A 21,930-nucleotide genomic window follows, 5' to 3' on the forward strand; every position below is an offset into this window, starting at 1 on the left:
GCGCGGAAGAACGCCGATGTGCCGATGCAGGCATGGTTGTTGTCAACGCTAACGCTGATGTCGCCCGCTCCCCTGTCCGGACCGGTGGGTCCGGCCGCCTCCCCCCGACGGCCGGACCACCCCCTCACCGGGCCCGGCGCGCGATCAGGCGCTGGAGCACGATGAAACCGAACAGCAGCGCGCCGATCACGATCTTCGTCCACCACGAGCTGAGCGTGCCGTCGAAGTCGATCAGCGTCTGGATCATGCCCAGCACCAGCACGCCGAGCACCGTGCCGACGACGTAGCCGGAGCCGCCGGACAGGATCGTGCCCCCGATGACGACGGCCGCGATCGCGTCCAGCTCGGTGCCGATCGCGCTCAGCGGGTCGCCGGAGAGCTTGTAGAACACCAGCAGCAGCCCGCCGAGCGCCGAGCAGAACCCGCTCAGCGCGTACACCGACACCTTGGTCCTGGCCACCTTCAGGCCCATCAGCACCGCCGACTGCTCGCTGCCGCCGACGGCGTACACGGTCCGCCCGAACCGGGTGTAGTGCAGGACGTACCCGGCGATCACCACCACCACGAGCGCGATCACGACGCTGATCGACACGTGCGAGTCGCCCGGCAGCGGGATCTGGGTCTGCGCGATCGAGGTGAACACCGCGTTGTCGATGGACGGCGCCTCGGTGCTGATCGTGAGGCACAGCCCCCTGGCGAAGAACAGGCCGACGAGGGTCGCGATGAACGGCTGGATCTCGAAGTAGTGGATCAGCGCGCCCATGCCGGTGCCCAGCAGCGCGCCGACCGCCAGCACCAGCACGATGACCGCGGGCGCGGACCAGCCGTGCTTGGTCAGCAGCTCGGCGGACAGCACCGTGGACAGCGCGACCACCGACCCGACGGACAGGTCGATGCCGCCGGTGAGGATGACGAAGGTCATCCCGATCGCGACGACGAGCAGCCACGAGTAGTTGATGAACAGGTTGAACACGACCTGCCCCGACCCGAACGCCGGGTACTGCGAGGCGCCGTAGCCGTAGGCGGCGACCAGCAGGACCAGGGTCGCGATCATCGGCAGGTGCCGCTGCTGCGGCCGGTACTCCTTGACGCGGGTGAGCGTGCTCACGCGGACACCTCGACCTTCACCGGTCGGTCGGCCGGGGCCGGGGGCGGGCTCTTGCGGCGGCGGCGCACCTTGGCGCGGAACGCGGGCGACTGGACCAGGCAGACCAGCAGCACGACCATCGCCTTGACGAGCAGGGTGGCCGTGTCCGGGATGCCCAGCGTGTAGACGGTCGTGGTCAGCGTCTGGATGAGCAGCGCGCCGATCACCGTGCCGCCCAACGAGAAGCGGCCGCCGGTGAGCTGCGTGCCGCCGATGGTGAGGGCGAGGATCGCGTCCAGCTCGATCCACAGCCCGGCGTGGTTGGCGTCGGCGCCGGAGGTGTTGGCGCTGATCATCAGCCCGGCCACGCCCGCGCACAGCCCGCCGAACACGTAGACCAGCCAGATGAGCCGACCCGAGCGGAGCCCGGACAGCCTGCTGGCCTCCGGGTTGCCGCCGACCGCCTCGATCAGCAGCCCCAGCGCCGACCGGCGCACCAGCACCGACGTCAGCACGAACACCACCAGCGCGATCAGGATCGACAGCGGCAGCGTGAGCAGGTACCCGCTGCCGATCGCCCGGAACGGGCCGGAGGTGATGGTGATGATCTGCCCGTCGGTGATCAGCTGCGCGATGCCGCGGCCCGCCACCATGAGGATCAGCGTCGCGATGATCGGCTGGATCCCCAGCACCGCAACCAGGAACCCGTTCCACGCGCCCAGCGCGAGGCACAGGCCGAGCGCCATGGCCACCGCGACGAGCGTGCCGCCGACGCTGTTCTGGTCGCCGAGCCCGCTCAGGTGCAGGCACGCCAGCGCTCCGCTGATCGCGACCACCGAGCCGACCGAGAGGTCGATCCCGCGGGTGGCGACCACGAGGGTCATGCCGATCCCGACCAGGATCAGCGGCGCGCCCAGCCGCAGGATGTCGACCAGGCTCCCGTAGAGGTGCCCGTCGCGCAGCTCGACGGAGAAGAAGGACGGCTTGACGGCGAGGTCGACCAGCAGCAGCGCCACCAGCGCGGCGATCGGCCAGAACAGCCGGTGCCCGGTCATGCGCTGCTCCCCTCGGCGATGATGGACATGATCTCGTCGGCGGTCAGCGACTCGTTGTCCAGCTGGGCGACGACCTTCCGGTCGCGCAGCACGGTCACCCGGTGGCTGAGCCGGAGCACCTCCTCCAGCTCCGCGGAGATGAACAGCACCGCCATGCCGTCACCCGAGAGCTTCGCGACGAGCCGCTGGATCTCCGTCTTGGCACCGATGTCGATGCCGCGCGTCGGCTCGTCGAGGATCAGCAGCCGCGGTTCGGTGATGAGCCACCTGGCCAGCAGCACCTTCTGCTGGTTGCCGCCGCTCAGGTTGCGCACCAGCGTCTCCGGCGAGGTGGGCCGGATGTCGAGCGCGGCGACGTACCGCGCGGCCAGCTCGTCCTGGCGCTTGCGGGACAGCGGCCGCGACCAGCCGCGGGCCGCCTGCAGCGCCAGGACGATGTTCTCCCGCACGGTGAGCTCGCCGACGAGCCCTTCGGTCTTGCGGTCCTCGGGGGAGAACGCGATGCGGTGGTCCATCCCGGCGCGCGGGGTGCGCATCGGGACGACCGCGCCGTCCACGGTGAGCGTGCCGCTGTCGGAGTGGTCGGCACCGAAGAGCAGCCGGGCCAGCTCCGTGCGCCCGGACCCGAGCAGACCCGCCAGTCCGACCACCTCGCCCTGGCGGATCTCCAGCGAGAACGGCGCCACGGCGCCCTTCCTGGACAGCCCGTCGGCCTGGAGGAACACCGGCGCGGCGGCCAGGTCGGACCGGTCGTGCGCGGACTCCTCCAGGTCGTCGAGGACCTCCAGCTCCTTGCCGATCATCCTGGTCACCAGCTCGACCGGCGTGATGTCGGAGGTGCGGTACTCGCCGACGAGCTTCCCGTTGCGCAGCACCGTCATCCGGTCGGCGATCGCGAAGACCTGGTCGATGAAGTGCGACACGAACAGGATCGCCATCCCGTCCTCGCGCAGCGACCGCAGCACCTTGAGCAGCTGCTCGACCTCACCCGCGTCCAGGCTCGACGTCGGCTCGTCGAGCACCAGCACCCGCGCGGACACGTCGAGCGCCCGCGCGATCGCCACCATCTGCTGCACCGCGATCGACTGGGAGCCGAGCCCGGCCGAGACGTCGAGCCGGAGGTCCAGTGCTCCCAGCAGGACCTCCGCCCGACGTCTCATGCCGGCCCAGTGGATGCGGCCGAACCTGCGGGGCTCGCGGCCGATGAAGATGTTCTCCGCCACCGAGAGGTTCGGGCAGAGGTTCACCTCCTGGTAGACCGTGCTGACCCCGGCCCGCTGGGCCTCGGGCGGGCCCGCGAACGACACCGCCGACCCGCCGAGCTCGATCGTGCCCGCGTCGATCCCGTGGACGCCGGTCAACGTCTTGATGAGCGTGGACTTCCCGGCTCCGTTCTCGCCCATCAGGGCGTGCACCTCGCCGGGGAACATCCGGAAGTCGACGTCGTCGAGCGCCACGACGCCGGGGAACTCCTTCCGGATGCCGGTCATCCGCAGGATCGCTTCGGGCTCGGTCATCTCGTGCCGTCCTCGCGTCGGGTCAGTACTGGCGCTTGGGCAGGGCTTCCTTGGCCTTCGCCTGGTCGAACTCGGTCTCCTCGGTCTCGATGCGCGTGGGGACCTCCTGCCCTGCGGCGACCTTCTTCACCAGGTCCATGAGCTGCGGTCCGAGCAGCGGGTTGCACTCGACGATGTAGTTGATCTTGCCGTCGGCCAGTGCCTGCATGCCGTCCTTGACCGCGTCGACCGACACGATCTTGATGTCCGTGCCCGGCTTCTTGCCCGCGGCCTCGATGGCCTCGATCGCGCCCAGCGCCATGTCGTCGTTGTGCGCGTAGAGGACGTCGATCTTGCTCTGCGACTTGAGGAAGGCCTCCATGACCTCCTTGCCCTTGGCGCGGGTGAACTCACCGGTCTGCGAGGCGACGACCTTGAACTTCGCCTGGCCCGCGATGGCGTCCGCGAAGCCCTTCTTGCGGTCGTTGGCGGGCGCGGAGCCCGTGGTGCCCTGGAGCTCCACGATGTTCACGTCACCGGTCGCCGAGGCGAACTCCTTGGTGAGCCAGGTGCCCGCCTTCTTGCCCTCGGTCACGAAGTCCGAGCCGAGGAAGGTCTTGTAGAGGGTCTTGTCGGCCGAGTCGACCGAGCGGTCGGTGAGGATGACCGGGATGTTCGCGGTCTTGGCCTCCTTGAGGACGGTGTCCCAGCCGGACTCCACCACCGGCGAGAACGCGATGACCTTCACCTTCTGCTGGATGAACGACCGGATCGCGGAGATCTGGTTCTCCTGCTTCTGCTGCGCGTCGGAGAACTTCAGCTCGATCCCGGCGGACTTCGCCGACTCCTGGACCGACTTGGTGTTCGCCGTCCGCCACCCGCTCTCGGCGCCCACCTGGGAGAACCCGAGCGTGACGGCACCGCCGCCCGCACTGTCGGAGCCGCCGCCGCAGGCGGTCAGCAGCGTCATGCCCATGACACCGACCGCCAGCGCGGCCCACTTCTTTCCGAACACGGTCACTCCTCGATCAACGTTGATCAATTGTTAGCGTTAACAACTCCCGGTGGAGTGCACCGGAACGTCCGAGCTCACCCCAGAGCCAAACGAGAAGCCCCGGTCAGGCACACCCGTGTGACAAGTGGGAGCAAGTGTTAGCGATAACACAGTGAGGGTCAAGCCACGGCGGGGTAACGATCTTCTTGACCGGTGCGGATGGCCGAACGGCATGCCCCAACCGCACCTGTACAAGCCCCCGAGACGCCTCTACGTTCTTCTGGGAGCGCTCCCAGAAATGGGACGCGGCCGTCAACGCGGACGGCGACGGCACCTCGCGGGGTGCCGTGACGGGAGGAGATCGCCCATGGGGTCCAGCCCTGCACGTCGACGGCGCCGTGTCCGCGGCCCGGCGGTGGCGGTCGCGTTAGCCCTGGTGGTGGCCGGTGGAACCGGCTACACCGCCTCGGCCGCCGACCACGAGCGGGTCGTCAACGGCACCTTCGACAACGGCACCTCGGCCCCGTGGTGGACCGGCGCAGGCACCACCGGCCAGGTCACCGGCGGCGAGTTCTGCGTCGCCGTCACCGGGGGCACCACGAACCCGTGGGACGCGCTGATCGGCCAGAACGGCGTGCCGTTCGAGGAGGGCGAGTCCTACACCTTCGAGTTCGACGCGCACGCGACCACCGCGCAGCGGATCTCCGCGGTGACCGGCGAGGGCGTGTCCCCGTACCGGCAGATCTCCAAGCAGGACTTCGACGTCACGGCGGCGAAGCAGCACTTCACCTACACGTTCACCTCGGCGCTGGACTTCCCCGACGCGGGCAACGGCCAGGTCGCCTTCCACCTCGGCGGGCAGACCTTCGACAACACCGTGTGCGTCGACAACGTGTCCCTGGTCGGCGGGGCGGTGCCGCCCGGCGGCCCCGCGCCGGTGACGAAGAAGGTGCAGGTCAACCAGACGGCCTACGTGCCGGGCCTGCCCAAGCACGCCACGCTGGTCACCGACGCCACCACCCCGCAGGACTGGGCGCTGCGGAACTCCGCGGGCGCCGCCGTCGCCACCGGCAAGGCCACGCCGAAGGGCACCGACGCGGCGTCCGGCGACCCGGTGCAGATCATCGACTTCTCGGCCTACGACACCGCGGGCACCGGTTACACGCTCGTCGTCGGCGAGGACGTGAGCTACCCGTTCGACATCGGCGTCCAGCCGTACAAGGACCTCCGCAAGGACTCGCTCGCGTTCTTCTACCACCAGCGCAGCGGCATCCCCATCGAGGCGCAGTACGTCGGCGACACCTACGCCCGCGCCGCGGGCCACCTGAACGTGGCGCCGAACAAGGGCGACGACGCGGTCCCCTGCCGCGCCGACCTCGCCTGCGGCTACACCCTCGACGTGCGCGGCGGCTGGTACGACGCCGGTGACCACGGCAAGTACGTCGTCAACGGCGGCATCTCCGCGTGGCAGGTGCTGGACACCTACGAGCGCGCGGTCGCGCTCGGCGACGCCTCCGCGCTGGGCGACGGGACGCTGTCGATCCCGGAGAACCACAACGGCGTGCCGGACGTGCTCGACGAGGCCCGCTGGGAGGTGGAGTTCCTGCTGCGCATGCAGGCGCCCAACGGCATGGTGCACCACAAGGTGCACGACGCCGCGTGGACCGGACTGCCCACGCTGCCGAGCCAGGACCCGCAGCCGCGCAGGCTGTCCGCGGTGAGCACCGCCGCGACGCTCAACACCGCCGCCGTCGGCGCGCAGGCCGCCCGGATCTGGCGCACCATCGACCCGGCGTTCTCCGCCAGGGCGCTCGCCGCGGCCGAAAAGGCCTACGCGGCGGCGAAAGCCGACCCGAACAGGCTCGCCGACCCGAACGACGGCACCGGTGGCGGCGCGTACAACGACGACACCGTGACCGACGAGTTCTACTGGGCCGCCGCCGAGCTCTACACGACGACCGGCGGTGCCGCCTACCGCGCCGACGTGACCGGATCCCCTCTGTACAAGGGGAAGAGCCTCACCACGAGGGGCTTCGACTGGGCCTCCACCGGCCCGCTCGGCGACGTCACGCTGGCCGTCGTCCCGAACGGCCTGCCGCCCGCCGACATCGCGGAGACCAGGTCCGCGTTCACCACCACCGCGGACGCCCACCTCGCCCAGATCGCCACCCAGGGCTACCCGGCTCCTTACCAGACCTCGGACGGCTCGTACGACTGGGGTTCCAACGGCCTGGTGGCCAACAACGCCATGGTGCTCGCGCTGGCGAGCGACTTCACCGGGCAGCCGAAGTACCGCGCGGGCGTGTACGAGACCATGGGCTACCTGCTCGGCCGCAACCCGAACAGCTACTCCTACGTCAGCGGCTACGGCGACCAGCCCGTCCGCAACGTCCACCACCGCTTCTGGGCCAACCAGCTCGACGCGTCACTGCCCACCGCTCCGCCCGGCGTGCTGTCGGGCGGCCCGAACAGCGGGCTGCAGGACCCGGTCGCGGCCAGGCTGCTGGCCGGCTGCAAGCCGCAGAAGTGCTTCGTCGACCACATCGAGGCCTACTCGCTCAACGAGGTCACGGTGAACTGGAACTCCGCGCTGGCCTGGGTGGCGAACTGGGCGGCGGAGAAGTCCGACCGCGCCGCGGGCTGCGCGGTCGACTACCAGGTCGCCAAGTGGGGCACCGGCCAGACCGCCACGCTGACGGTCACGAACACCGGCGCCACCCCGTGGACCGGGTGGAAGCTCGGCTTCTCCTTCGGCGGCGGGCAGAAGATCACCAACGGGTGGTCGGCGACGTGGGCCCAGAACGGCCGCGACGTCACCGCGACCAACCTGTCGTGGAACGCCGGGCTCGCCCCCGGCTCCACCGCCCACCTCGGCTACGTCGCCTCGTCCACGACCGCCGACGCCGACCCGCCCGCGTTCAGCGTGAACGGCGAGGTGTGCACGCGGAAGTAGGAACCCCGCGGGGAAGCGGTCCGGCCCGACCTCCAGGGCCGGGCCGCTTCGCGTCCGCAGGCAACCGCTTTCCGGAAAGTCCGAAGGGCCACCACTTACATCGTGACTTAATTAAAGACGTGCAGTAACCTCGGCTGCGGCTGCCACCACCTCACGACCCGCGTCCGACGCAGCGGATCCCTGCCGCACCGCCCGGACGCGGGGCTGTCGAGCACGCGCAACGCCGCGCGGCTCCGTGCCTGAAGGGACCCTGCATGCTGCCATCAGCAACCCCCCGGACCCGGTGGGGTGCCGCGGCACTCGCCCTCGCCACCGTCGCGGCCGGAGCCGCGGTCGTCGTGGCCACCGCCCCGGCGGCCGGTGCCGCCGCGTTGCCCAACGGCTTCCGCAGCGTCGGCTACATGCCGTCGTGGGCGACCTCGGCGGACTTCGGCAAGATCCAGTACAGCAAGCTCACGCACATCAACTACTCGTTCGCGCTGCCCAACGCGAACGGGACCCTGCAAGGGATCCCGGACACGGGCAAGCTCACCGGCCTGGTGACCCAGGGGCACGGCAACGGGGTCAAGGTGTCGCTCGCGATCGGCGGGTGGAACGACGGCAACGACTCCGCGTTCGAGTCGCTGGCCGCGAACTCCGGCAGCCGCACCACGTTCGTCAACAGCGTGATGAGCGTGGTCGACCAGTACGACCTCGACGGCGTCGACATCGACTGGGAGTACCCCGACCCCGGCACGTCGGGCAACAACTACACCGCGCTGATGCAGCAGCTGAGCACCGCGCTGCACAACGCGGGCAAGATCCTCACCGCCGCGGTCGTGTCCGAGGGCGGAACCGCGAACGGCGTGCAGCCCGCGGTGTTCGGCTACGTGGACTGGCTGAACATCATGGCCTACGACGGCGGCAGCCCGCACGCCAACTACGACTGGTCGGTCGCGTCGGTCAACTTCTGGAAGAGCCGCGGCCTGCCCGCCAACAAGGCCGTCTTCGGCGTCCCGTTCTACAGCAGGCCCACCTACCTCACCTACGCCCAGCTCGTCGCGATGGACCCCGCCAACGCCAACCGCGACTGCACGACCGTCAACGGCACCCAGCAGTGCTACAACGGCATCCCCACCATCAAGCGCAAGACCCAGTGGGCCATGGCCAACGCGGGCGGCATCATGAACTGGGAGCTGTCGCAGGACACCACCGGCAGCACCTCGCTGGTCAGCGCCATCTACGACACCGCCACCGGCGGCACCACTCCCCCGCCCACCGGCAGGGTCGGCGCCATCACCGGCATCGCGGGCAAGTGCGTCGACGTCGCCAGTGCAGGCACCGCCAACGGCACGGCCGTCCAGCTGTGGACGTGCAACGGCAGCAACGCCCAGACGTGGACCATCGGCTCCGACAACACCATCCGCGCACTGGGCAAGTGCCTCGACGTCACCAGCGCGGGCACCGCCAACGGCACCCCGATCCAGCTGTGGGACTGCAACGCCACCGGCTCCCAGACCTGGCGGGCCCAGTCCGACGGCACACTCCGCAACCCCGCGTCCGGCCGCTGCCTCGACGCTTCCGGCAACTCCTCCGCCGACGGCACGCGACTCCAGATCTGGGACTGCTTCGCGGGCAGCAACCAGGTCTGGCGCCTCCCCGCCTGACCCCCACCCCCGCCGAACGGCCCGTCGCACGTCGCGGCGGGCCGTTCGCGTTCGTCGTAACGACCGGGGCTTGGTCACTGATAGTGCTCATGTGAACGAGGACGGCGACCACGACGCGCCGGAGGTGGCGAACTCGACGACGGAGTCGAGCGGTTCGACCGTGCAGAGCGGCAGCATCGGCGGCGACGTCACCGTCAACCACAACCGCTGGACCGCGGTCGCGTTCCTCTCGGCCCTCGTGGCCTTCCTGGCCGCGGTGGTGGCCGTCGTCTGGCTGGTCCAGGCCCGCGAGCGCCCGGCCGTGGCCGGGGCTCCCAGCGCGCAGCCCACGTCCTCCGCCTCGGCGGCCGCTTCGTCGTCGGTCTCGTCGTCATCGGCGGCCCCACCGCCGACAGCCGCGTCACCGACAGCCGCGCTCGTGCCGCCGCCGGCCGTCACCACCCCCAGCACGTGCGAGGGCGGCGTCCGGGCGACCGTCGAGGCACTCCCCGAGGTGTCGGGTCCGTTCGACTACACGGCGGTCATGGCCTGCCCGCCGGCAACCGGTCAGGAGTACCGGGTCGTCGTCGAGTACCCCGTGGACCGCAACGACCTCGACCGCACGGAGTGGTACGCGCAGCCCGACCGGCTGCCACCCGACCTGACGACGTTCACCATGCAGTCGAAGCCCAGCACGCCGGGGTCGACACGGCTGATCTACGTCATCTCGTGCGACCCGGCCGCCTACGACAGGTGGGCGGCGAGAGCACCATTCGGGAAGCCCATCACCGGAACCGCTGGCCAGGCGCCCTGGTGTCGGAGCCCGTCGCGGTGATCTACCGGCCGTAGCGCGCCACTCCTCGCCCCCGACCGGACGGGTCGCGCGTCTCGATACGGCGGAACCCGTTTGGCGGCACGGGGTACTGGGCACCATCGGCTCATTCCGCCGCACCGCGCACCTCCCTGCGCGCGGCCGACGACAAGGCGATGCAGATGCGACGATCAAGGTTGGCCGCGATGACCACCCTCTGCGCGATGACGGTGGCGGGAACCGCTCTCCCGGCCTCCGCGGACACCGCGCAGAGCGGGCCGGTGCGCGTGGACATCGCGCCGGGCAAGGGGATCGTCGTGACACCGGACGACTACTGGTACGTGCGGGGCACGTTCTCGTTCACGGCGAGCGTCACGGACGTGGGGGAGGCCGACGACGAGAACCTCTTCGTCTTCGTGTCGGTGCCCGACGTGATCCGGATGACCGGCTACCAGGGCGATCGGTGGCGGTGCGAGTCCGTCGAGGGCGGCGTGGACTGCACGAACCCGGACCTCGTCGTCCCCGGCGAGGCGTGGCCGTTGTTGACCATCACGGCTACCGGCGCCGGCTACGTCCAGGACACCCTGGACGTGCACGCGGTCGCCGACAGCGCCGAGTGGACCCAGACCGGCACGCCGTTCGTCTACGACACGTCGTCCTGACCGCGCACGGGAAGGGGCGTGGCGCCGAGGCACCACGCCCCTGGGCGATCAGCCCGTGTAGTTGGCGGTGATCTTGGTGAACTCGTACTGGCCCTGCGAGACGCCCGCGCAACCGTCGCAGTCGCGGTTGAGCGCCCAGAACGACAGCCGCGCCAGGTGCACGGTGCGCGCCCAGTCGCGGATGGCGCGGTAGTCGTTGACGGACACGACCTCACCGGCGTTGTCGGTGTGGCCGTTCATGGACGACAGGCCGGACTTGCGCCAGGCGGCGTCGTCGGCGAGGCCGAAGACGGACTTGAGCTTGTTCTTCAGGCCGGTCACGGCGCTCTTGGTCTTGCCCGGCATGTCGCCGCCGCTGCTGAAGTCGAACGGCATGAGGGTCCACACGTCGACGTTCGCGCCGAGGTCCTTGGAGCGCTGGATGAGCCGCTGGCCCCAGGTCTCGGGGCCGGAGACCTCGGTGGGGATGGTGATGACCACGCGGACGCCGGGGTTGTTCTGCTTGATGATCTTGACGGCCCCCAGGATGCGGTCCTGCACGGTGGCGTTCTGGAACTCGTCGGTGTTCTCGATGTCCAGGTCGATCGCCTTGAACTGCCCGGCGTTGATCACTTTCTGGTAGGCGCCCGCCAGCGCGGTGGCCGACGAGCAGGTGGAGCCGAGCTTGTTGCCAGACCAGCCTCCGATGGACGGCAGGGCGTCCCCGCCCGCGGCGCGGATCTGGTTGACGCGGGTGATGTCCGCACCGGTGAGCGAGCGCTGGCCGTCCCACTGCGGGTTGCAGTTGCCGTTCGACAGGACGAAGGCCAGCGTGAACGACTTGACGCCCGTCGCCTGCATGACGCTCACCGGGTTCGGCGGGCTTTCCCACTGGTACAGGTAGGGCGCCGACAGGACGGGGTCCACCGCCGCGTCGGCCGCGGGTGCCACCAGCCCGACGGTCGAGAGCGCGACCGTCGAGGCGACGAGAAGCCGCCGCATGATCTTCATTCGGTCCTCCAGCGTGGGGAGTGCACGGAACCCACCTCGCGAGCCCTGGGCGGCGTCGGGCCGGAGGCGGCTGACCACGTCAGCGGCTCAAAACTGGACTAGACCAATGGCCCCTGTCAAGGGCAAGCGTTTTCCCGACCAACCCGATCGGAGCAGCTCAACGGGTGTCAGGCACCGTCGAGTCCGGCTATCAACAACCTCAGTTCGAGTTCCTGGACGCGCAGTGCGCGGGCCGGTTCACCGAGTCCGGTCATGGCGAGCCGACAGCGTTCGAGCCTCTCCGTGCGATATCGGGGAAAGGCGAGCTTCACCGCGGTGTCGAGCATTCCCAGGTGGTAGCGGAGCAGTCCCCCGATGCGCGCGGGCACCGAGTCCGACGAGTACTGCTCGCACAGGTCGTCGGCCCATCCGGAAAGCCTGCCGTACTCCCCCGCGACCTTTCGGCCGCGCCGGGCGACCTCGTAGGAGGTGTCACCGGGCAGGGCGCACGCGATGATCACCCCGTTCGCCTGATCCTGCAGCGCAACGGCCCTGACGACGATCTCCAGCAACGTGGTCAGCCGCAGCAGTTCGGCCGTGGCGGGATCGAGCCTGAAGCCCGTTCCGGCCGCCACGGTGCGGATTCCGGTGCGCCGTCGAAAGCGCATGACCAACCATAACCCCGCACACCTGGTCCAGAGGTAACCGAATACCGCGAAAGGACGAACCGGGACCTGCCGCGGCACCTCGCGCGACGGCCCGAGTTGGTAAAGGACATTGCCGAACAAGCGGCACCGAAAGGCCGGTCGAAACCCGCGCCGCGCTATCGCGGAACCACCGGACAAACCGTTGCCGCACCAGGACGACCGGCATCCGCGAGTGAGCCGGGAAGGCCTGTCCGGGTCGGGGCTCGACCAGGAAAACCGGTCGTCGCCAAGTCACCCGCGCGACGGCCGGAACTCGCCCCAACCGGACTTCCAGCACAAACCACCCACCAGGACCGTCAGTCCGACAGGTCCGCGAACCCCTCGGTCGGCACGGACACCGACAGCGGCAGCCGCACCTGGAACCGGGTGTCGCCCGGCACCGACGAGACCCGGATGTCCCCGTGGTGCTTGTTCACCACGATCCGCCACGAGATGTCCAGCCCGAGCCCCGTGCCCTCGCCGACCGCCTTCGTCGTGAAGAACGGCTCGAAGATCCGGCCCTGCACCTCCGCCGGGATCCCGGTCCCGGTGTCGCCGACCTCCACGACCACCAGGTCGCCCTCGCGGAACGTGCGCACGGTCAGCGTGCCGTCGCCGCCCATGGCGCCAATGGCGTTGTCGACCAGGTTCGTCCACACCTGGTTCAGCTCGGCCGCGAACGCGGGCAGCGGCGGCAGCGAGCGGTCGTACTCCTTGACCACCCGCACGTCGCCGATCTTGCGGCCGAGCATCACCAGGGTGGAGTCGAGGAGCTCGTGCACGTCGACCACCTGGAACGGCGCCCGGTCCATCTGCGAGTACTGCTTGGCCGCTCCCACCAGCGTCGACACCCTGGTGGTGGCGTCCTCGATCTCGTTCATCAGCGTCTCGGTCTCGACGGTGTAGGCCAGCCAGCGCACCGCCGCCTCGGTCGACGACCTCGGGCACAGCGCCGCCGCCTCGTCGAGCCACTCGACGTCCAGCCCGCCCGCGACCAGCGTGGGCGCGAGGTCCCAGCCGCCGGTGACGCCGTGGTCGTCGAGCCAGTCGCCGACCTCGTCCTCGCGGTCGTTGGTCTCCAGCGGCCCCAGCTTGGGCGCCTTGGCGACCCGCTCGACCGCGTTCTCCTGGAGCTTCACCAGCGCGGGCAGCGTCTCCGGGTCGATCTTGCCGCTGGCCAGCATCGCCAGCTTGTGCCGCATGCCCGCGACCCGTTCGCGCAGCGCGGCCGTCGCCCGCACGGCCGCGGCCGCCGGGTTGTTCAGCTCGTGGGTCAGCCCGGCCGACAGCGAGCCAAGCGCGAGCAGCCGCTCCCGCTCGTTGACCATCCGCTGGGTGTTCTGCATCCCGAAGAACAGGCCCTCCAGCAGGTGCATGGCCATCGGGAACCACTCGCGGATGACCGGGCCGAACTCGTCGGCGGGCAGCTGGAACATCCGGGTGTCGGTGATCGACTCGACCGTCATCCGGTAGGTCGTCTTCGACGCCACGTCGTCCTTCAGGTACGCCTGGGTCGCGCCGAAGTATGAGCCGCGGTGGTCGGTGCGGCTCACCTCCACCCGTTCGCCGCCGATGTTGCGGCACAGCGCCACGGTGCCGTCGAGCAGCAGGAAGAAGCAGGTCGCCTCGTCTCCCTCGACGAGCACCTGGGTGCCCGCCTCGCGCGTCTCGACCTGGCCGTGGTCGAGCAGCCAGGCCAGCTGGTCCTCGCCCAGGTGCTCGAACAGGAACAGTCCTCGCAAGTCGTCGGCGGTCAGCTCCGCCATGCCGTTCACGACCTCTCCAGGTAGCGGTGCACCAGCGTGACGGCCATCGCGCCCTCGCCGACGGCCGAGGCGACCCGCTTGACCGAGTCCGCGCGCACGTCGCCCGCGACGAACACGCCCGGCAGGTTGGTCTCCAGGTGGTAGGGCGGCCGGTCGAGGCCCCAGCCGTCCGGGGAGCCGCCGTCGGCGACCAGGTCCGGTCCGGCGAGCAGGAACCCGCGGTCGTCGCGCGAGAGCGTGCCCTCCAGCCAGTCCGTGCGCGGGGCGGCGCCGATGAACGCGAACAGCCAGGACGCCTCCACCGTGGTCTTCTCACCCGTGGCGGTGCACAGCAGCGTCAACGTCTCCAGGTGGTCCTCGCCCGTGCCGCCGACGACCTCCGTGCAGGTGCGCACCTCGATGTTGTCGACCCGCGCCAGCTGGTCGATCAGGTAGCGCGACATCGACCGGTCCAGCGAGTCGCCGCGCACCACGAGCACGACGCGGCGGGCGTGCCGGGAGAAGTACATGGCGGCCTGACCAGCGGAGTTCGCCCCGCCGACCAGGTACACGTCCTGGCCCGCGCAGCTCGGGCCCTCGGTCGTGGCCGCGCCGTAGAACACACCCCGGCCCGCCAGGTTCTCCAGTCCGGGCGCGCCGAGCATCCGGTAGGACACGCCGGTCGCCAGGATCACGGTGTGCGCGGCCAGCTCGGTGCCGTCGTCGAACCGCACGACCCTGGCCGCGCCGCGCTGCTCCAGCGCGACGACGTCGCGGGTGGTGAGCATCTCGACGTCGAACTTCAGCGCCTGCCTGCGGGCGCGCTCGGTGAGCTGCTCGCCGGACACGCCGTCGGGGAAGCCGAGGTAGTTCTCGATCCGGCTGCTGGTGCCCGCCTGGCCGCCGGTGGCCATCCGCTCGACCAGCACGGTCCGCAGGCCCTCCGACCCGCCGTACACCGCGGCTCCCAGCCCGGCCGGGCCGCCGCCGACCACGATCAGGTCGTAGAAGTCCGTCGACGGCTCGGTGCTCAGGCCGACCCGCGCGGCCAGCTCGGCGTCCGTGGGCTGCACCATCGGCTCGCCCTCGGGCGTCACGACCACGGGCAGCCGGGTGCCGTCCTGGCCCGCCGCGTCGAGCAGGCGCTTGGCCTCGCAGTCGGCGTCCTCCAGCGAGTGCCAGCGGAACGGGACGGAGTTGCGGGCCAGGAAGTCGCGGACCTCGTAGGAGCGCGGCGACCAGCGGTGCCCGACCACCCTGACCTGCCGCACCGGCTGCCGGTCGGTCACCGTCCAGGCGTGCAGCAGGTCGTCGAGCACCGGGTAGAGCTTCTCCTCCGGCGGGTCCCACGGCTTGAGCAGGTAGTGGTCGAGGTCGACCACGTTGATGGCCTGGATGGCGGCCTCGGTGTCGGCGTACGCGGTCAGCAGCACGCGGCGGGCCAGCGGGAACAGGTCCATGGCGGCTTCCAGGAACTCGATGCCGCTCATCTGCGGCATCCGGTAGTCCGCGAGCAGCGCCGCGACCTCCTCGCCGCGCAGCTTGATCTCCCGGAGCGCCTCGAGGGCCTGCGGGCCGGACTCGGCCCGCACGATCCGGTAGTTCTCGCCGTACTTCCGGCGCAGGTCGCGTGCCACCGCCCTGGACACGCTGGGGTCGTCGTCCACCGTGAGGATCGAGGGGCGCGCGACCCTGGTGGCCTCGGCGGGAGGTGTCGTCATGCCACCAGTCAAGCAGCGGAACCGGCCGCCGTCACCGGGTGGGGATGGCACACGACCGCGTCGGGACGTAAGTTCGCGCCTGACGACCCCCAGCCAAGGAGAAAACGTGACCTCCGCCGTCTGCCAGCACGTCGCCGAGCTCGGCCCGGACCCCACGGCGAGCACCCAGGACGGGTGCGAGGACTGCCTGGCCCAGGACACCGGCTGGGTGCACCTGCGGCTGTGCCTGGAGTGCGGCAAGGTGGGCTGCTGCGACTCCTCGCCGGAGAAGCACGCCAGCAAGCACGCCGCCGAGGCCGGGCACCCGGTCATCCGCTCGTTCGAGCCCGGCGAGACCTGGCGCTGGTGCTTCGTCGACCAGACCCTCGCCTAGCGCGGTGACCTCGGGCACTCACCCAGGGGCGTAGTCCTCGGTGGCCACTTCCCGACCCACCTCGCGGTCCGCCGGGCGAGGTGGGTGACCGCCGACCCGGACGGGCCGTGGTCACCCACCGGGGCTCAGCCCCGCACCACCAGCACCGGGCAGGTCGCGTGGTGCAGGCAGTGCAGGCCGACCGAGCCCTTCAGCTCGTCGGTCCCCTGGCTGCCGAGCACGAGCAGCTCGGCGCCGCGGGCCGCGTCCAGCAGCACCCGGACCGCGTTGCCGCGCACCACGGACCGGGTGACCGGCGCGGCCACGTCGGCGAGGGCCTTGTCGAGCACCTCCCGCGCGGCGGCCTCGACGTCCGCGGGGTCGGTCAGGTCCGGCGCCCACTCGTAGGTCGCGGGCGACTCCCAGGCCAGCACGGCCTCCAGGCGCGCGCCGGTGTACCCGCTCTGCCGGACCGCCCAGCGCAGCGCCGCGGCCGCGGTCTCGGTGCCGTCCACACCCACGACGATCCGCCTGTCGTCCTCAGCCATGTGCGTCTCCTCGTTCGGTGGTCCTCACGGGGTGCCCGGCGACGGGGGTCGGGTGCTGCGCCAACGGGGTCGAAGGCGTGCGCGAACGGCCCAACTTCACCGGTGGCGCGTGGACGCCGGTTGTTATGCTTGATCGGCGCACCCGCGCGGACCAGCTGCAGGAGGCCTCGACCGTGGACGAGCACACCGCGGACGCCCGCGGACCGCTCCGCCCCGCGCGGGCCGAGGGCTAGCCGTGGCGTTGGCGTTGCCGGAGTGGACGGTGCTGGCCCTGCTGCGCGAGGAACCGCGGCACGGCTTCGCGATCGCCGCCCTCACCGCCGCCGGAGGAGCGCTCGGCCGGGTGTGGTCCGTGCCGAGGCCGATGGTCTACCGCGCGCTCGGACGGCTGGAGGAGGCCGAGCTGATCAGGCCGCTCACCGTCGAGTCGGGACCGGGTCCACAGAGGACCGTCTACGACCTGACCGAGACCGGGCGGGCCTGTGTCGACGAGTGGCTGCACCAGCCCGCCGAGCACGTCCGGCAGCTGCGGTCGCACCTGCTCGTGAAGCTCGCGTTGCTGCACCGGCGCGCGCTCGACCCGACCGGCCTGCTGACCGCCCAGCGCGCCGTGCTGGCACGGGTGGTGGCCGCGACCGGCGCCGACCGCGGTGACGGGTTCGACGCCGTGCTGCTGGCCTGGCGGCACACCAACGCGAGCGCGGCGCTCCGTTTCGTCGACGACCTCGTGGCCGGAGCGACCCCGTGACGCGCCTGTACGACTGGACCCCCGCCGCCGTGGTCTTCGACTGCGACGGGCTGCTGGTGGACACCGAACCGTGCTGGTCGGTGGCCGAGACCGCGTTGTTCGCCCGCCGGGGCCTGGCGTTCGGGCCGGAGCAGAAGGCCGCGGTGATCGGGAAGTCCCTCGCGGCCGCGGGCGACACCCTCGCCGGGCTGTTCGACGAGCCCGGCGCCGGTGCCGAGATCGCCGCCGAGCTGCTGGTGCTGGTGGCCGAGGTGGTGGCCGAGGAGGCCGAGGCGATGCCGGGGGCGGTCGCGCTCGTCGACCTGGTCGCCGCGTCCGTCCCGTTCGCGGTCGCCAGCAACTCGCCGCGCTCGCTGCTGGAGGCGGCGCTGGCACGGAGCGGGTTCGCCGGGGTGTTCCCGGTGAGCGTGGCCGCGGACGAGGTGTCCGCGCCGAAGCCGCACCCCGAGATGTACCTGGCCGCGTGCGCCGCGCTCGGCGTCGAACCCGGTGCGGCGCTGGCGTTCGAGGACTCCGCGACCGGTCTCCGCTCGGCCCGCGCGGCCGGGCTGCGGGTGGTCGGCGTGCCCACGTTGGCGCACCAGGACTTCCCGGCCGACGTCGTGGTGGAGTCGTTGCGGGACAACGACCTGCTGGCCTGGGTCAGCGGCTGGCGTCGCGCCGGGGCGTGACCAGCCCGGCGTCGTAGGCGGCGATCACGAGCTGCGCGCGGTCACGGGCGTCGAGCTTGGCCAGCAGGTGCGACACGTGCGTCTTCACCGTCTTGACCGAGATCGTCAGGTGGGCGGCGATCCCGTCGTTGGACAGCCCGCGGCCGACGAGGGTGAGCACCTCGACCTCCCGCCTGGTCAGCCGTCCCGCCGGGGTGGCGGTCGCCCGCCGCGGCGTGGACACGTAGTGCTCGACGAGCCGGGTGAGGATCGACGGGGCGAACAGCGACTGCCCGTCGTGGGTGCGCCGGATGGCGTCGATGAGGTCCTCGGGCCTGGTGTCCTTGAGCAGGAAACCGGACGCGCCCGCCCGCAGCGCCTCGTACACGTACTCGTCCAGCTCGAACATGCTGAGCACCAGCACGCGGGTCGCCGCGAGGTCCGGGTTCGCGCAGATCCGCCTGGTGGCCTGGAGGCCGTCCAGCTTCGGCATCCGCACGTCCATCAGGACCACGTCCGGCCGGGTCGCCGCGGTGACGGCCACCCCGTCGACCCCGTTGTCCGCCTCGCCCACGACGACCAGGCCCGGCTCGCTGTCGATGACCATCGCCAGGCTGCGCCGCAGCAACGGCTGGTCGTCGACCAGCGCCACCCGCACGATCACGCCGCTCCCCCGTCCGGAATCCGCGCCACGACCCGGAACCCGGCCTCGACGGGCTCCGCGGCGAAGGCACCACCAAGGCCCACGACCCGTTCCCGGAGCCCGATCAGGCCGTGGCCCGCGCCCGGAGCCGACCGCCGCGGCCCGTCCGGCCCGCTGTCCGCGACGGTCACCACCACGCTGTCGCCGTCGCGGTGGACGTGCACCCGGACGTCGGTCGGCCCCGCGTGCCGCGCGGAGTTGTTGAGGCCTTCGCGGACCACCTTGCACACCGCCACCTGGACTCCCGGCGACACCTCGCCGACCGGCTCGACGGTCAGCGCGGTGCGCAGCCCCGCGACCTCCGCGCCGCGGACGATCGCGGGCAGCTGGTCGAGCCCTTCGACGGGCAGGCGCGGCACGGCGTCGTCGTCCGGGGCGCGCAGCACGGTCAGCATGTGCCGCAGCTCGGAGGTCGCCTCGCGGCTCGCGTTCTCGATGTCCGCCAACGCCTCCGCGACGTCGGCGCCCGTCACGTAGCGGGCCGCGGCGGCGCGGACGGTGATCAGGCCGAGGCCGTGCGACACGATGTCGTGCAGGTCCCTGGCGATGCGCATCCGCTCGGCCTGCGCCGCCTCGGCCGCCGCCCACTCGGTCAGCCGCTCCTCGTAGGCCGCCCGGCCCGCCCGGCTCCGCCGGACCGCGAGGACCGCGACCGCGACCGCGGCGACCGCGAGCAGCGAAGGCACGACCACGGCGGCCGACCCCGCGCCGCCCACCGTCAGCAGCACGAGCACGAGCGCCGCGAGGACCCCGAGGGTGGTCGGGGCGACCCCTGACCGCCACGAGGGCCGCTGACGCACGTCCACGGGCCGGGACTCTACTTCTCCGCGGCCGCGAGGACGTCGGTCCGGGGTCTGACATCCCGTGGGCCGAGACCGCCGCACGACCCCGTTCCCCGGCCCGATGCGCCCGCGCCGCGCTCCCCGTTGACTGCTCGCCATGATCACCGTCGAACACGTGGGCAAGCGGCGCGGACGCACGAAGGTGTTGTCCGACATCAGTTTCGAGGCCCGACCGGGCCGGGTCACCGGGTTCCTCGGACCGAACGGGGCCGGCAAGTCGTCGACGTTGCGGATCCTGCTCGGGCTCGACCGCGCCGAGGAGGGCACCGCGCTGGTGTGCGGGCTCCCGTTCCACCGGCTGACCCGCCCGCTGACGGTGGTGGGCGCGCTGCTCGACGGCAGCGGCGCGCACCGGTCGCGGACGGGCCGGGCGCACCTGCGGTGGGTCGCCGCGAGCAACGGGCTGCCGCGCGGGCGGGTCGACGAGGTGCTGGACCTGGTCGGGCTGACCGAGGCCGCGGGCAAGCGGGTCCGCACCTACTCGCTCGGCATGGGCAGGCGGCTCGGGCTCGCCGCGGCGCTGCTGGGCGACCCGGACGTGCTCGTGCTGGACGAACCGGTCAACGGCCTCGACCCCGGCGGCATCCGCTGGATGCGCGAGCTGCTGCGCGAGCGGGCCGCGTCGGGGCGGACGGTGCTGCTGTCGAGCCACCTCATGGGCGAGCTGGCCGAGACCGTGCACGACGTCGTCGTGATCCACCACGGCCGGATCGCGAGCCGCGGCACCCTCGCCGAGGTCACCGGCACCCACCGCACGCTGGAGGACGCGTTCTTCGCCCTGACGGGAGACGGCAGGTGACCCTGTTCCACGCGGAGCTGCGCAAGCTCCTGACCCTGCCGTCGGCCCGCGCCGGGCTCGCGATCGGACTGGTGCTGCCGCCGGGCGTGATGATGATCAGCGCGGTCCCCGAGGAGGCCCGTCAGGACGCCGGGTTCGTCCAGCTCACCCTCGGCGTGATCGGCGCGATCGTGCTCGGGGTCGTCTCGACCAGCAGCGAGTACACCGCCGAGGGCGACGACGCGCCGGGCGGCAGGCAGATCACCACCAGCCTCACGGGCACGGCGTCGCGCACCCTGTTCCTCGCCGCCAAGGCGGGCGCGTTGACACTGGTCGTGGCGGTGCTGGCGCTGGTGACCGCGACGCTGACGCTGGCGTTGACCAGGCCGCTGCCCGACAACACCGTCCCGCGCGTCGTCGGGGTCGTCGTCTACTGGACGTTCACCGCGCTGCTCGCGCACGGGATCACCCTGCTCACCCGCACGGGCGTCGTGCCGCTGACCCTGTTGATCCTCAACACGTCCGTCGTCTCGGTGACGTTCCTGCTCAGCAAGGTCACACCGCTGGCGGCCTACTTCCCGGACCTGGCGGGCTCGCACATGTTCCTGCACCGGATCGCCTCCCCGGTCGACCTGGCCCCGGTGACCGGTGGTCTCGTCATGGCGGCCTGGGTGGTCGCGCTGCTGGCCGTCGCCGCGGTCGTCGTGCACCGGCGGGACGCGTGACCGCCCGGACGGTCGGGCACACCGTCCACGCCGAGCTCCTCAAGCTCGCCACGCTGCCGTCGGTGCGGCTGGTGGTCGTGGCGACGTGGGTCGTGACGCCGCTGCTCGACCTCGTGTACGCGAGGACGGCGACGACGGCGTCCGCGGTGGACGTCGGGCTGGCCCCGCTGGGGTACTCGGAGCTCGGGTTCGTCCTGCTGGGCGCGCTCGTGGCCGCCTCCGAGCACGACGGGCAGATCCGGACCAGCCTCACCTGCGTGCCGAACCGGGTCGGGCTCCAGCTCGCCAAGTCCCTCACCTTGGCCGCGCTCTGCCTCGTGGTCGCCTCAGTGACCGCCGTCCTGAGCCTCGCGACCGCGCGCACGGCCCGACCGGACGGTCCTTTCGCGCCGTTCGGACCGGGGGCGACCGCGATCGCCCACCTGGTGCTCACGGCGGTGCTCGCCGCCGCCGTGGCGACGGTCCTGCGGGCGGCGGTGCCCGCGCTCACGCTGCTGCTGGGCTACTACGTCGTCGCAGCGCCGTTGATCCGCGGCAGGCTCGACCTCCTGCCCGACACCGTGGACGGGCGGCAGGCGCTCGTCGTGCCCGCCTGCTGGGCGCTCATCGCCGTCGCCACCGCGACCGCGGTCTTCCACCGGCGCGACGCGTGAATTCGGATCACCAATCTTGCGCCGTTTTCCTGCGGAATCGCGGAGCAGAATGGTATGGGCGATTGGGAAATCCCGCGAAACGATGACCCGAACGGCTCAGGCGCCCATCCGAGAGCCCAGGGAGAAT

General features: G+C 71.4%; 22 protein-coding genes. 11 read left to right on the forward strand and 11 right to left on the reverse strand.

The window, feature by feature from the left end; translation table 11 throughout:
• Positions 1–124: 124 nt before the first annotated feature.
• The 4 genes from yjfF to CLV43_RS28270 are packed head-to-tail and all read right to left on the reverse strand — an operon-like array spanning position 125 to position 4,614.
• On the reverse strand, positions 125–1,108 hold the full coding sequence (yjfF, locus tag CLV43_RS28255; RefSeq protein WP_106190695.1) for a galactofuranose ABC transporter, permease protein YjfF: 984 nt from the start codon (positions 1,106–1,108) through the stop codon (positions 125–127).
• Positions 1,105–2,142, reverse strand: coding sequence for an ABC transporter permease (locus tag CLV43_RS28260; RefSeq protein WP_106190697.1), 1,038 nt, complete (start codon positions 2,140–2,142; stop codon positions 1,105–1,107). The genes yjfF and CLV43_RS28260 overlap by 4 nt, the downstream gene beginning before the upstream one ends.
• A complete protein-coding gene (locus tag CLV43_RS28265) occupies positions 2,139–3,659 on the reverse strand; it encodes a sugar ABC transporter ATP-binding protein (RefSeq protein ID WP_106190699.1) in 1,521 nt (506 codons plus the stop codon). The genes CLV43_RS28260 and CLV43_RS28265 overlap by 4 nt, the downstream gene beginning before the upstream one ends.
• A gap of 22 nt (positions 3,660–3,681) precedes the next feature.
• Positions 3,682–4,614, reverse strand: a complete 933-nt coding sequence (locus tag CLV43_RS28270; RefSeq protein ID WP_170156079.1) for an ABC transporter substrate-binding protein — start codon at positions 4,612–4,614, stop codon at positions 3,682–3,684.
• Between the two features lie 385 nt (positions 4,615–4,999).
• Between CLV43_RS28270 and CLV43_RS28275 the strand changes: the two genes are divergently transcribed.
• The 4 genes from CLV43_RS28275 (at position 5,000) to CLV43_RS28290 (ending at position 10,683) form a co-directional block, all read left to right on the forward strand.
• On the forward strand, positions 5,000–7,585 hold the full coding sequence (locus tag CLV43_RS28275) for a glycoside hydrolase family 9 protein (protein ID WP_106190702.1): 2,586 nt from the start codon (positions 5,000–5,002) through the stop codon (positions 7,583–7,585).
• 254 nt (positions 7,586–7,839) lie between these two features.
• Positions 7,840–9,231 carry a glycosyl hydrolase family 18 protein gene (locus CLV43_RS49500; RefSeq protein WP_106190704.1) on the forward strand — a complete coding sequence of 464 codons (1,392 nt, stop codon included), beginning with the start codon at positions 7,840–7,842 and terminating at the stop codon, positions 9,229–9,231.
• A 91-nt stretch (positions 9,232–9,322) separates the two neighbouring features.
• Positions 9,323–10,045, forward strand: a complete 723-nt coding sequence (locus CLV43_RS28285) for a hypothetical protein (RefSeq protein ID WP_106190705.1) — start codon at positions 9,323–9,325, stop codon at positions 10,043–10,045.
• A 182-nt stretch (positions 10,046–10,227) separates the two neighbouring features.
• Positions 10,228–10,683, forward strand: coding sequence for a hypothetical protein (locus CLV43_RS28290; protein WP_106190707.1), 456 nt, complete (start codon positions 10,228–10,230; stop codon positions 10,681–10,683).
• 48 nt (positions 10,684–10,731) lie between these two features.
• On the opposite strand, the gene CLV43_RS28295 is transcribed toward CLV43_RS28290, so the two are convergent.
• The 4 genes from CLV43_RS28295 to CLV43_RS28310 all read right to left on the reverse strand — a co-directional run bounded on the left by CLV43_RS28295 (position 10,732) and on the right by CLV43_RS28310 (position 15,804).
• Positions 10,732–11,673, reverse strand: a complete 942-nt coding sequence (locus CLV43_RS28295) for a chitinase (RefSeq protein ID WP_106190709.1) — start codon at positions 11,671–11,673, stop codon at positions 10,732–10,734.
• Positions 11,674–11,840: 167 nt separating this feature from the next.
• Entirely contained in the window at positions 11,841–12,320 is a 480-nt protein-coding gene (locus tag CLV43_RS28300; protein WP_146174939.1) for a hypothetical protein, read from the reverse strand.
• A 335-nt stretch (positions 12,321–12,655) separates the two neighbouring features.
• Positions 12,656–14,104 carry an ATP-binding protein gene (locus CLV43_RS28305; RefSeq protein ID WP_106191363.1) on the reverse strand — a complete coding sequence of 483 codons (1,449 nt, stop codon included), beginning with the start codon at positions 14,102–14,104 and terminating at the stop codon, positions 12,656–12,658.
• Positions 14,105–14,109: 5 nt separating this feature from the next.
• The gene (locus CLV43_RS28310) at positions 14,110–15,804 is read right to left on the reverse strand and encodes an NAD(P)/FAD-dependent oxidoreductase (protein WP_106190712.1); all 1,695 of its coding nucleotides are present in this window, start codon (positions 15,802–15,804) and stop codon (positions 14,110–14,112) included.
• Between the two features lie 106 nt (positions 15,805–15,910).
• On the opposite strand from CLV43_RS28310, the gene CLV43_RS28315 reads away from it, so the two are divergent.
• Positions 15,911–16,177 carry a UBP-type zinc finger domain-containing protein gene (locus CLV43_RS28315; protein WP_245887058.1) on the forward strand — a complete coding sequence of 89 codons (267 nt, stop codon included), beginning with the start codon at positions 15,911–15,913 and terminating at the stop codon, positions 16,175–16,177.
• Between the two features lie 125 nt (positions 16,178–16,302).
• Here CLV43_RS28315 and CLV43_RS28320 read toward each other — a convergent pair whose 3' ends face one another.
• Positions 16,303–16,704 carry a universal stress protein gene (locus CLV43_RS28320; protein ID WP_106190714.1) on the reverse strand — a complete coding sequence of 134 codons (402 nt, stop codon included), beginning with the start codon at positions 16,702–16,704 and terminating at the stop codon, positions 16,303–16,305.
• Between the two features lie 17 nt (positions 16,705–16,721).
• On the opposite strand from CLV43_RS28320, the gene CLV43_RS47240 reads away from it, so the two are divergent.
• From CLV43_RS47240 to CLV43_RS28330, 3 genes are read left to right on the forward strand one after another with little or no spacing between them, the layout of a single operon-like run.
• Positions 16,722–16,937 carry a hypothetical protein gene (locus tag CLV43_RS47240; protein WP_146174940.1) on the forward strand — a complete coding sequence of 72 codons (216 nt, stop codon included), beginning with the start codon at positions 16,722–16,724 and terminating at the stop codon, positions 16,935–16,937.
• A 2-nt stretch (positions 16,938–16,939) separates the two neighbouring features.
• Positions 16,940–17,452: a PadR family transcriptional regulator gene (locus CLV43_RS28325; protein ID WP_106190715.1), complete on the forward strand. Its 513-nt coding sequence runs from the start codon at positions 16,940–16,942 to the stop codon at positions 17,450–17,452.
• Entirely contained in the window at positions 17,449–18,123 is a 675-nt protein-coding gene (locus CLV43_RS28330) for an HAD family hydrolase (RefSeq protein WP_106190717.1), read from the forward strand. Before CLV43_RS28325 ends, CLV43_RS28330 begins: the two co-directional genes overlap by 4 nt.
• Here CLV43_RS28330 and CLV43_RS48630 read toward each other — a convergent pair.
• Both CLV43_RS48630 and CLV43_RS48635 read right to left on the reverse strand, forming a co-directional pair.
• Complete coding sequence (locus CLV43_RS48630; RefSeq protein ID WP_211304621.1) at positions 18,095–18,763, reverse strand: response regulator; 669 nt, start codon at positions 18,761–18,763, stop codon at positions 18,095–18,097. The two genes, CLV43_RS28330 and CLV43_RS48630, sit on opposite strands and share 29 nt — an antisense overlap.
• On the reverse strand, positions 18,763–19,611 hold the full coding sequence (locus tag CLV43_RS48635; RefSeq protein WP_245887059.1) for a sensor histidine kinase: 849 nt from the start codon (positions 19,609–19,611) through the stop codon (positions 18,763–18,765). Before CLV43_RS48635 ends, CLV43_RS48630 begins: the two co-directional genes overlap by 1 nt.
• Positions 19,612–19,744: 133 nt before the next feature.
• On the opposite strand from CLV43_RS48635, the gene CLV43_RS28340 reads away from it, so the two are divergent.
• The 3 genes from CLV43_RS28340 to CLV43_RS28350 are packed head-to-tail and all read left to right on the forward strand — an operon-like array spanning position 19,745 to position 21,803.
• Positions 19,745–20,446: an ABC transporter ATP-binding protein gene (locus tag CLV43_RS28340; RefSeq protein WP_106190718.1), complete on the forward strand. Its 702-nt coding sequence runs from the start codon at positions 19,745–19,747 to the stop codon at positions 20,444–20,446.
• Complete coding sequence (locus CLV43_RS28345) at positions 20,443–21,150, forward strand: ABC transporter permease (RefSeq protein WP_106190720.1); 708 nt, start codon at positions 20,443–20,445, stop codon at positions 21,148–21,150. The genes CLV43_RS28340 and CLV43_RS28345 overlap by 4 nt, the downstream gene beginning before the upstream one ends.
• Positions 21,147–21,803 carry a hypothetical protein gene (locus tag CLV43_RS28350; protein ID WP_106190722.1) on the forward strand — a complete coding sequence of 219 codons (657 nt, stop codon included), beginning with the start codon at positions 21,147–21,149 and terminating at the stop codon, positions 21,801–21,803. The genes CLV43_RS28345 and CLV43_RS28350 overlap by 4 nt, the downstream gene beginning before the upstream one ends.
• The last annotated feature ends 127 nt before the right edge of the window (positions 21,804–21,930 follow it).

The sequence above is a fragment of the Umezawaea tangerina genome (assembly GCF_003002815.1).
Lineage (GTDB): Bacteria > Actinomycetota > Actinomycetes > Mycobacteriales > Pseudonocardiaceae > Umezawaea > Umezawaea tangerina.

Bases quoted from the DNA above. Each gene is read 5' to 3' on its own strand.
- CLV43_RS28300 (WP_146174939.1), bottom strand. From the start codon at position 12,320: ATGCGCTTTCGACGGCGCACCGGAATCCGCACCGTGGCGGCCGGAACG.
- CLV43_RS28260 (WP_106190697.1), bottom strand. From the start codon at position 2,142: ATGACCGGGCACCGGCTGTTCTGGCCGATCGCCGCGCTGGTGGCGCTG.
- CLV43_RS28270 (WP_170156079.1), bottom strand. From the start codon at position 4,614: ATGGGCATGACGCTGCTGACCGCCTGCGGCGGCGGCTCCGACAGTGCG.
- CLV43_RS28295 (WP_106190709.1), bottom strand. From the start codon at position 11,673: ATGAAGATCATGCGGCGGCTTCTCGTCGCCTCGACGGTCGCGCTCTCG.
- CLV43_RS28320 (WP_106190714.1), bottom strand. From the start codon at position 16,704: ATGGCTGAGGACGACAGGCGGATCGTCGTGGGTGTGGACGGCACCGAG.
- CLV43_RS28265 (WP_106190699.1), bottom strand. From the start codon at position 3,659: ATGACCGAGCCCGAAGCGATCCTGCGGATGACCGGCATCCGGAAGGAG.
- CLV43_RS28290 (WP_106190707.1), top strand. From the start codon at position 10,228: ATGACCACCCTCTGCGCGATGACGGTGGCGGGAACCGCTCTCCCGGCC.
- CLV43_RS28310 (WP_106190712.1), bottom strand. From the start codon at position 15,804: ATGACGACACCTCCCGCCGAGGCCACCAGGGTCGCGCGCCCCTCGATC.
- CLV43_RS49500 (WP_106190704.1), top strand. From the start codon at position 7,840: ATGCTGCCATCAGCAACCCCCCGGACCCGGTGGGGTGCCGCGGCACTC.
- CLV43_RS28340 (WP_106190718.1), top strand. From the start codon at position 19,745: ATGATCACCGTCGAACACGTGGGCAAGCGGCGCGGACGCACGAAGGTG.
- CLV43_RS28275 (WP_106190702.1), top strand. From the start codon at position 5,000: ATGGGGTCCAGCCCTGCACGTCGACGGCGCCGTGTCCGCGGCCCGGCG.
- CLV43_RS28305 (WP_106191363.1), bottom strand. From the start codon at position 14,104: ATGGCGGAGCTGACCGCCGACGACTTGCGAGGACTGTTCCTGTTCGAG.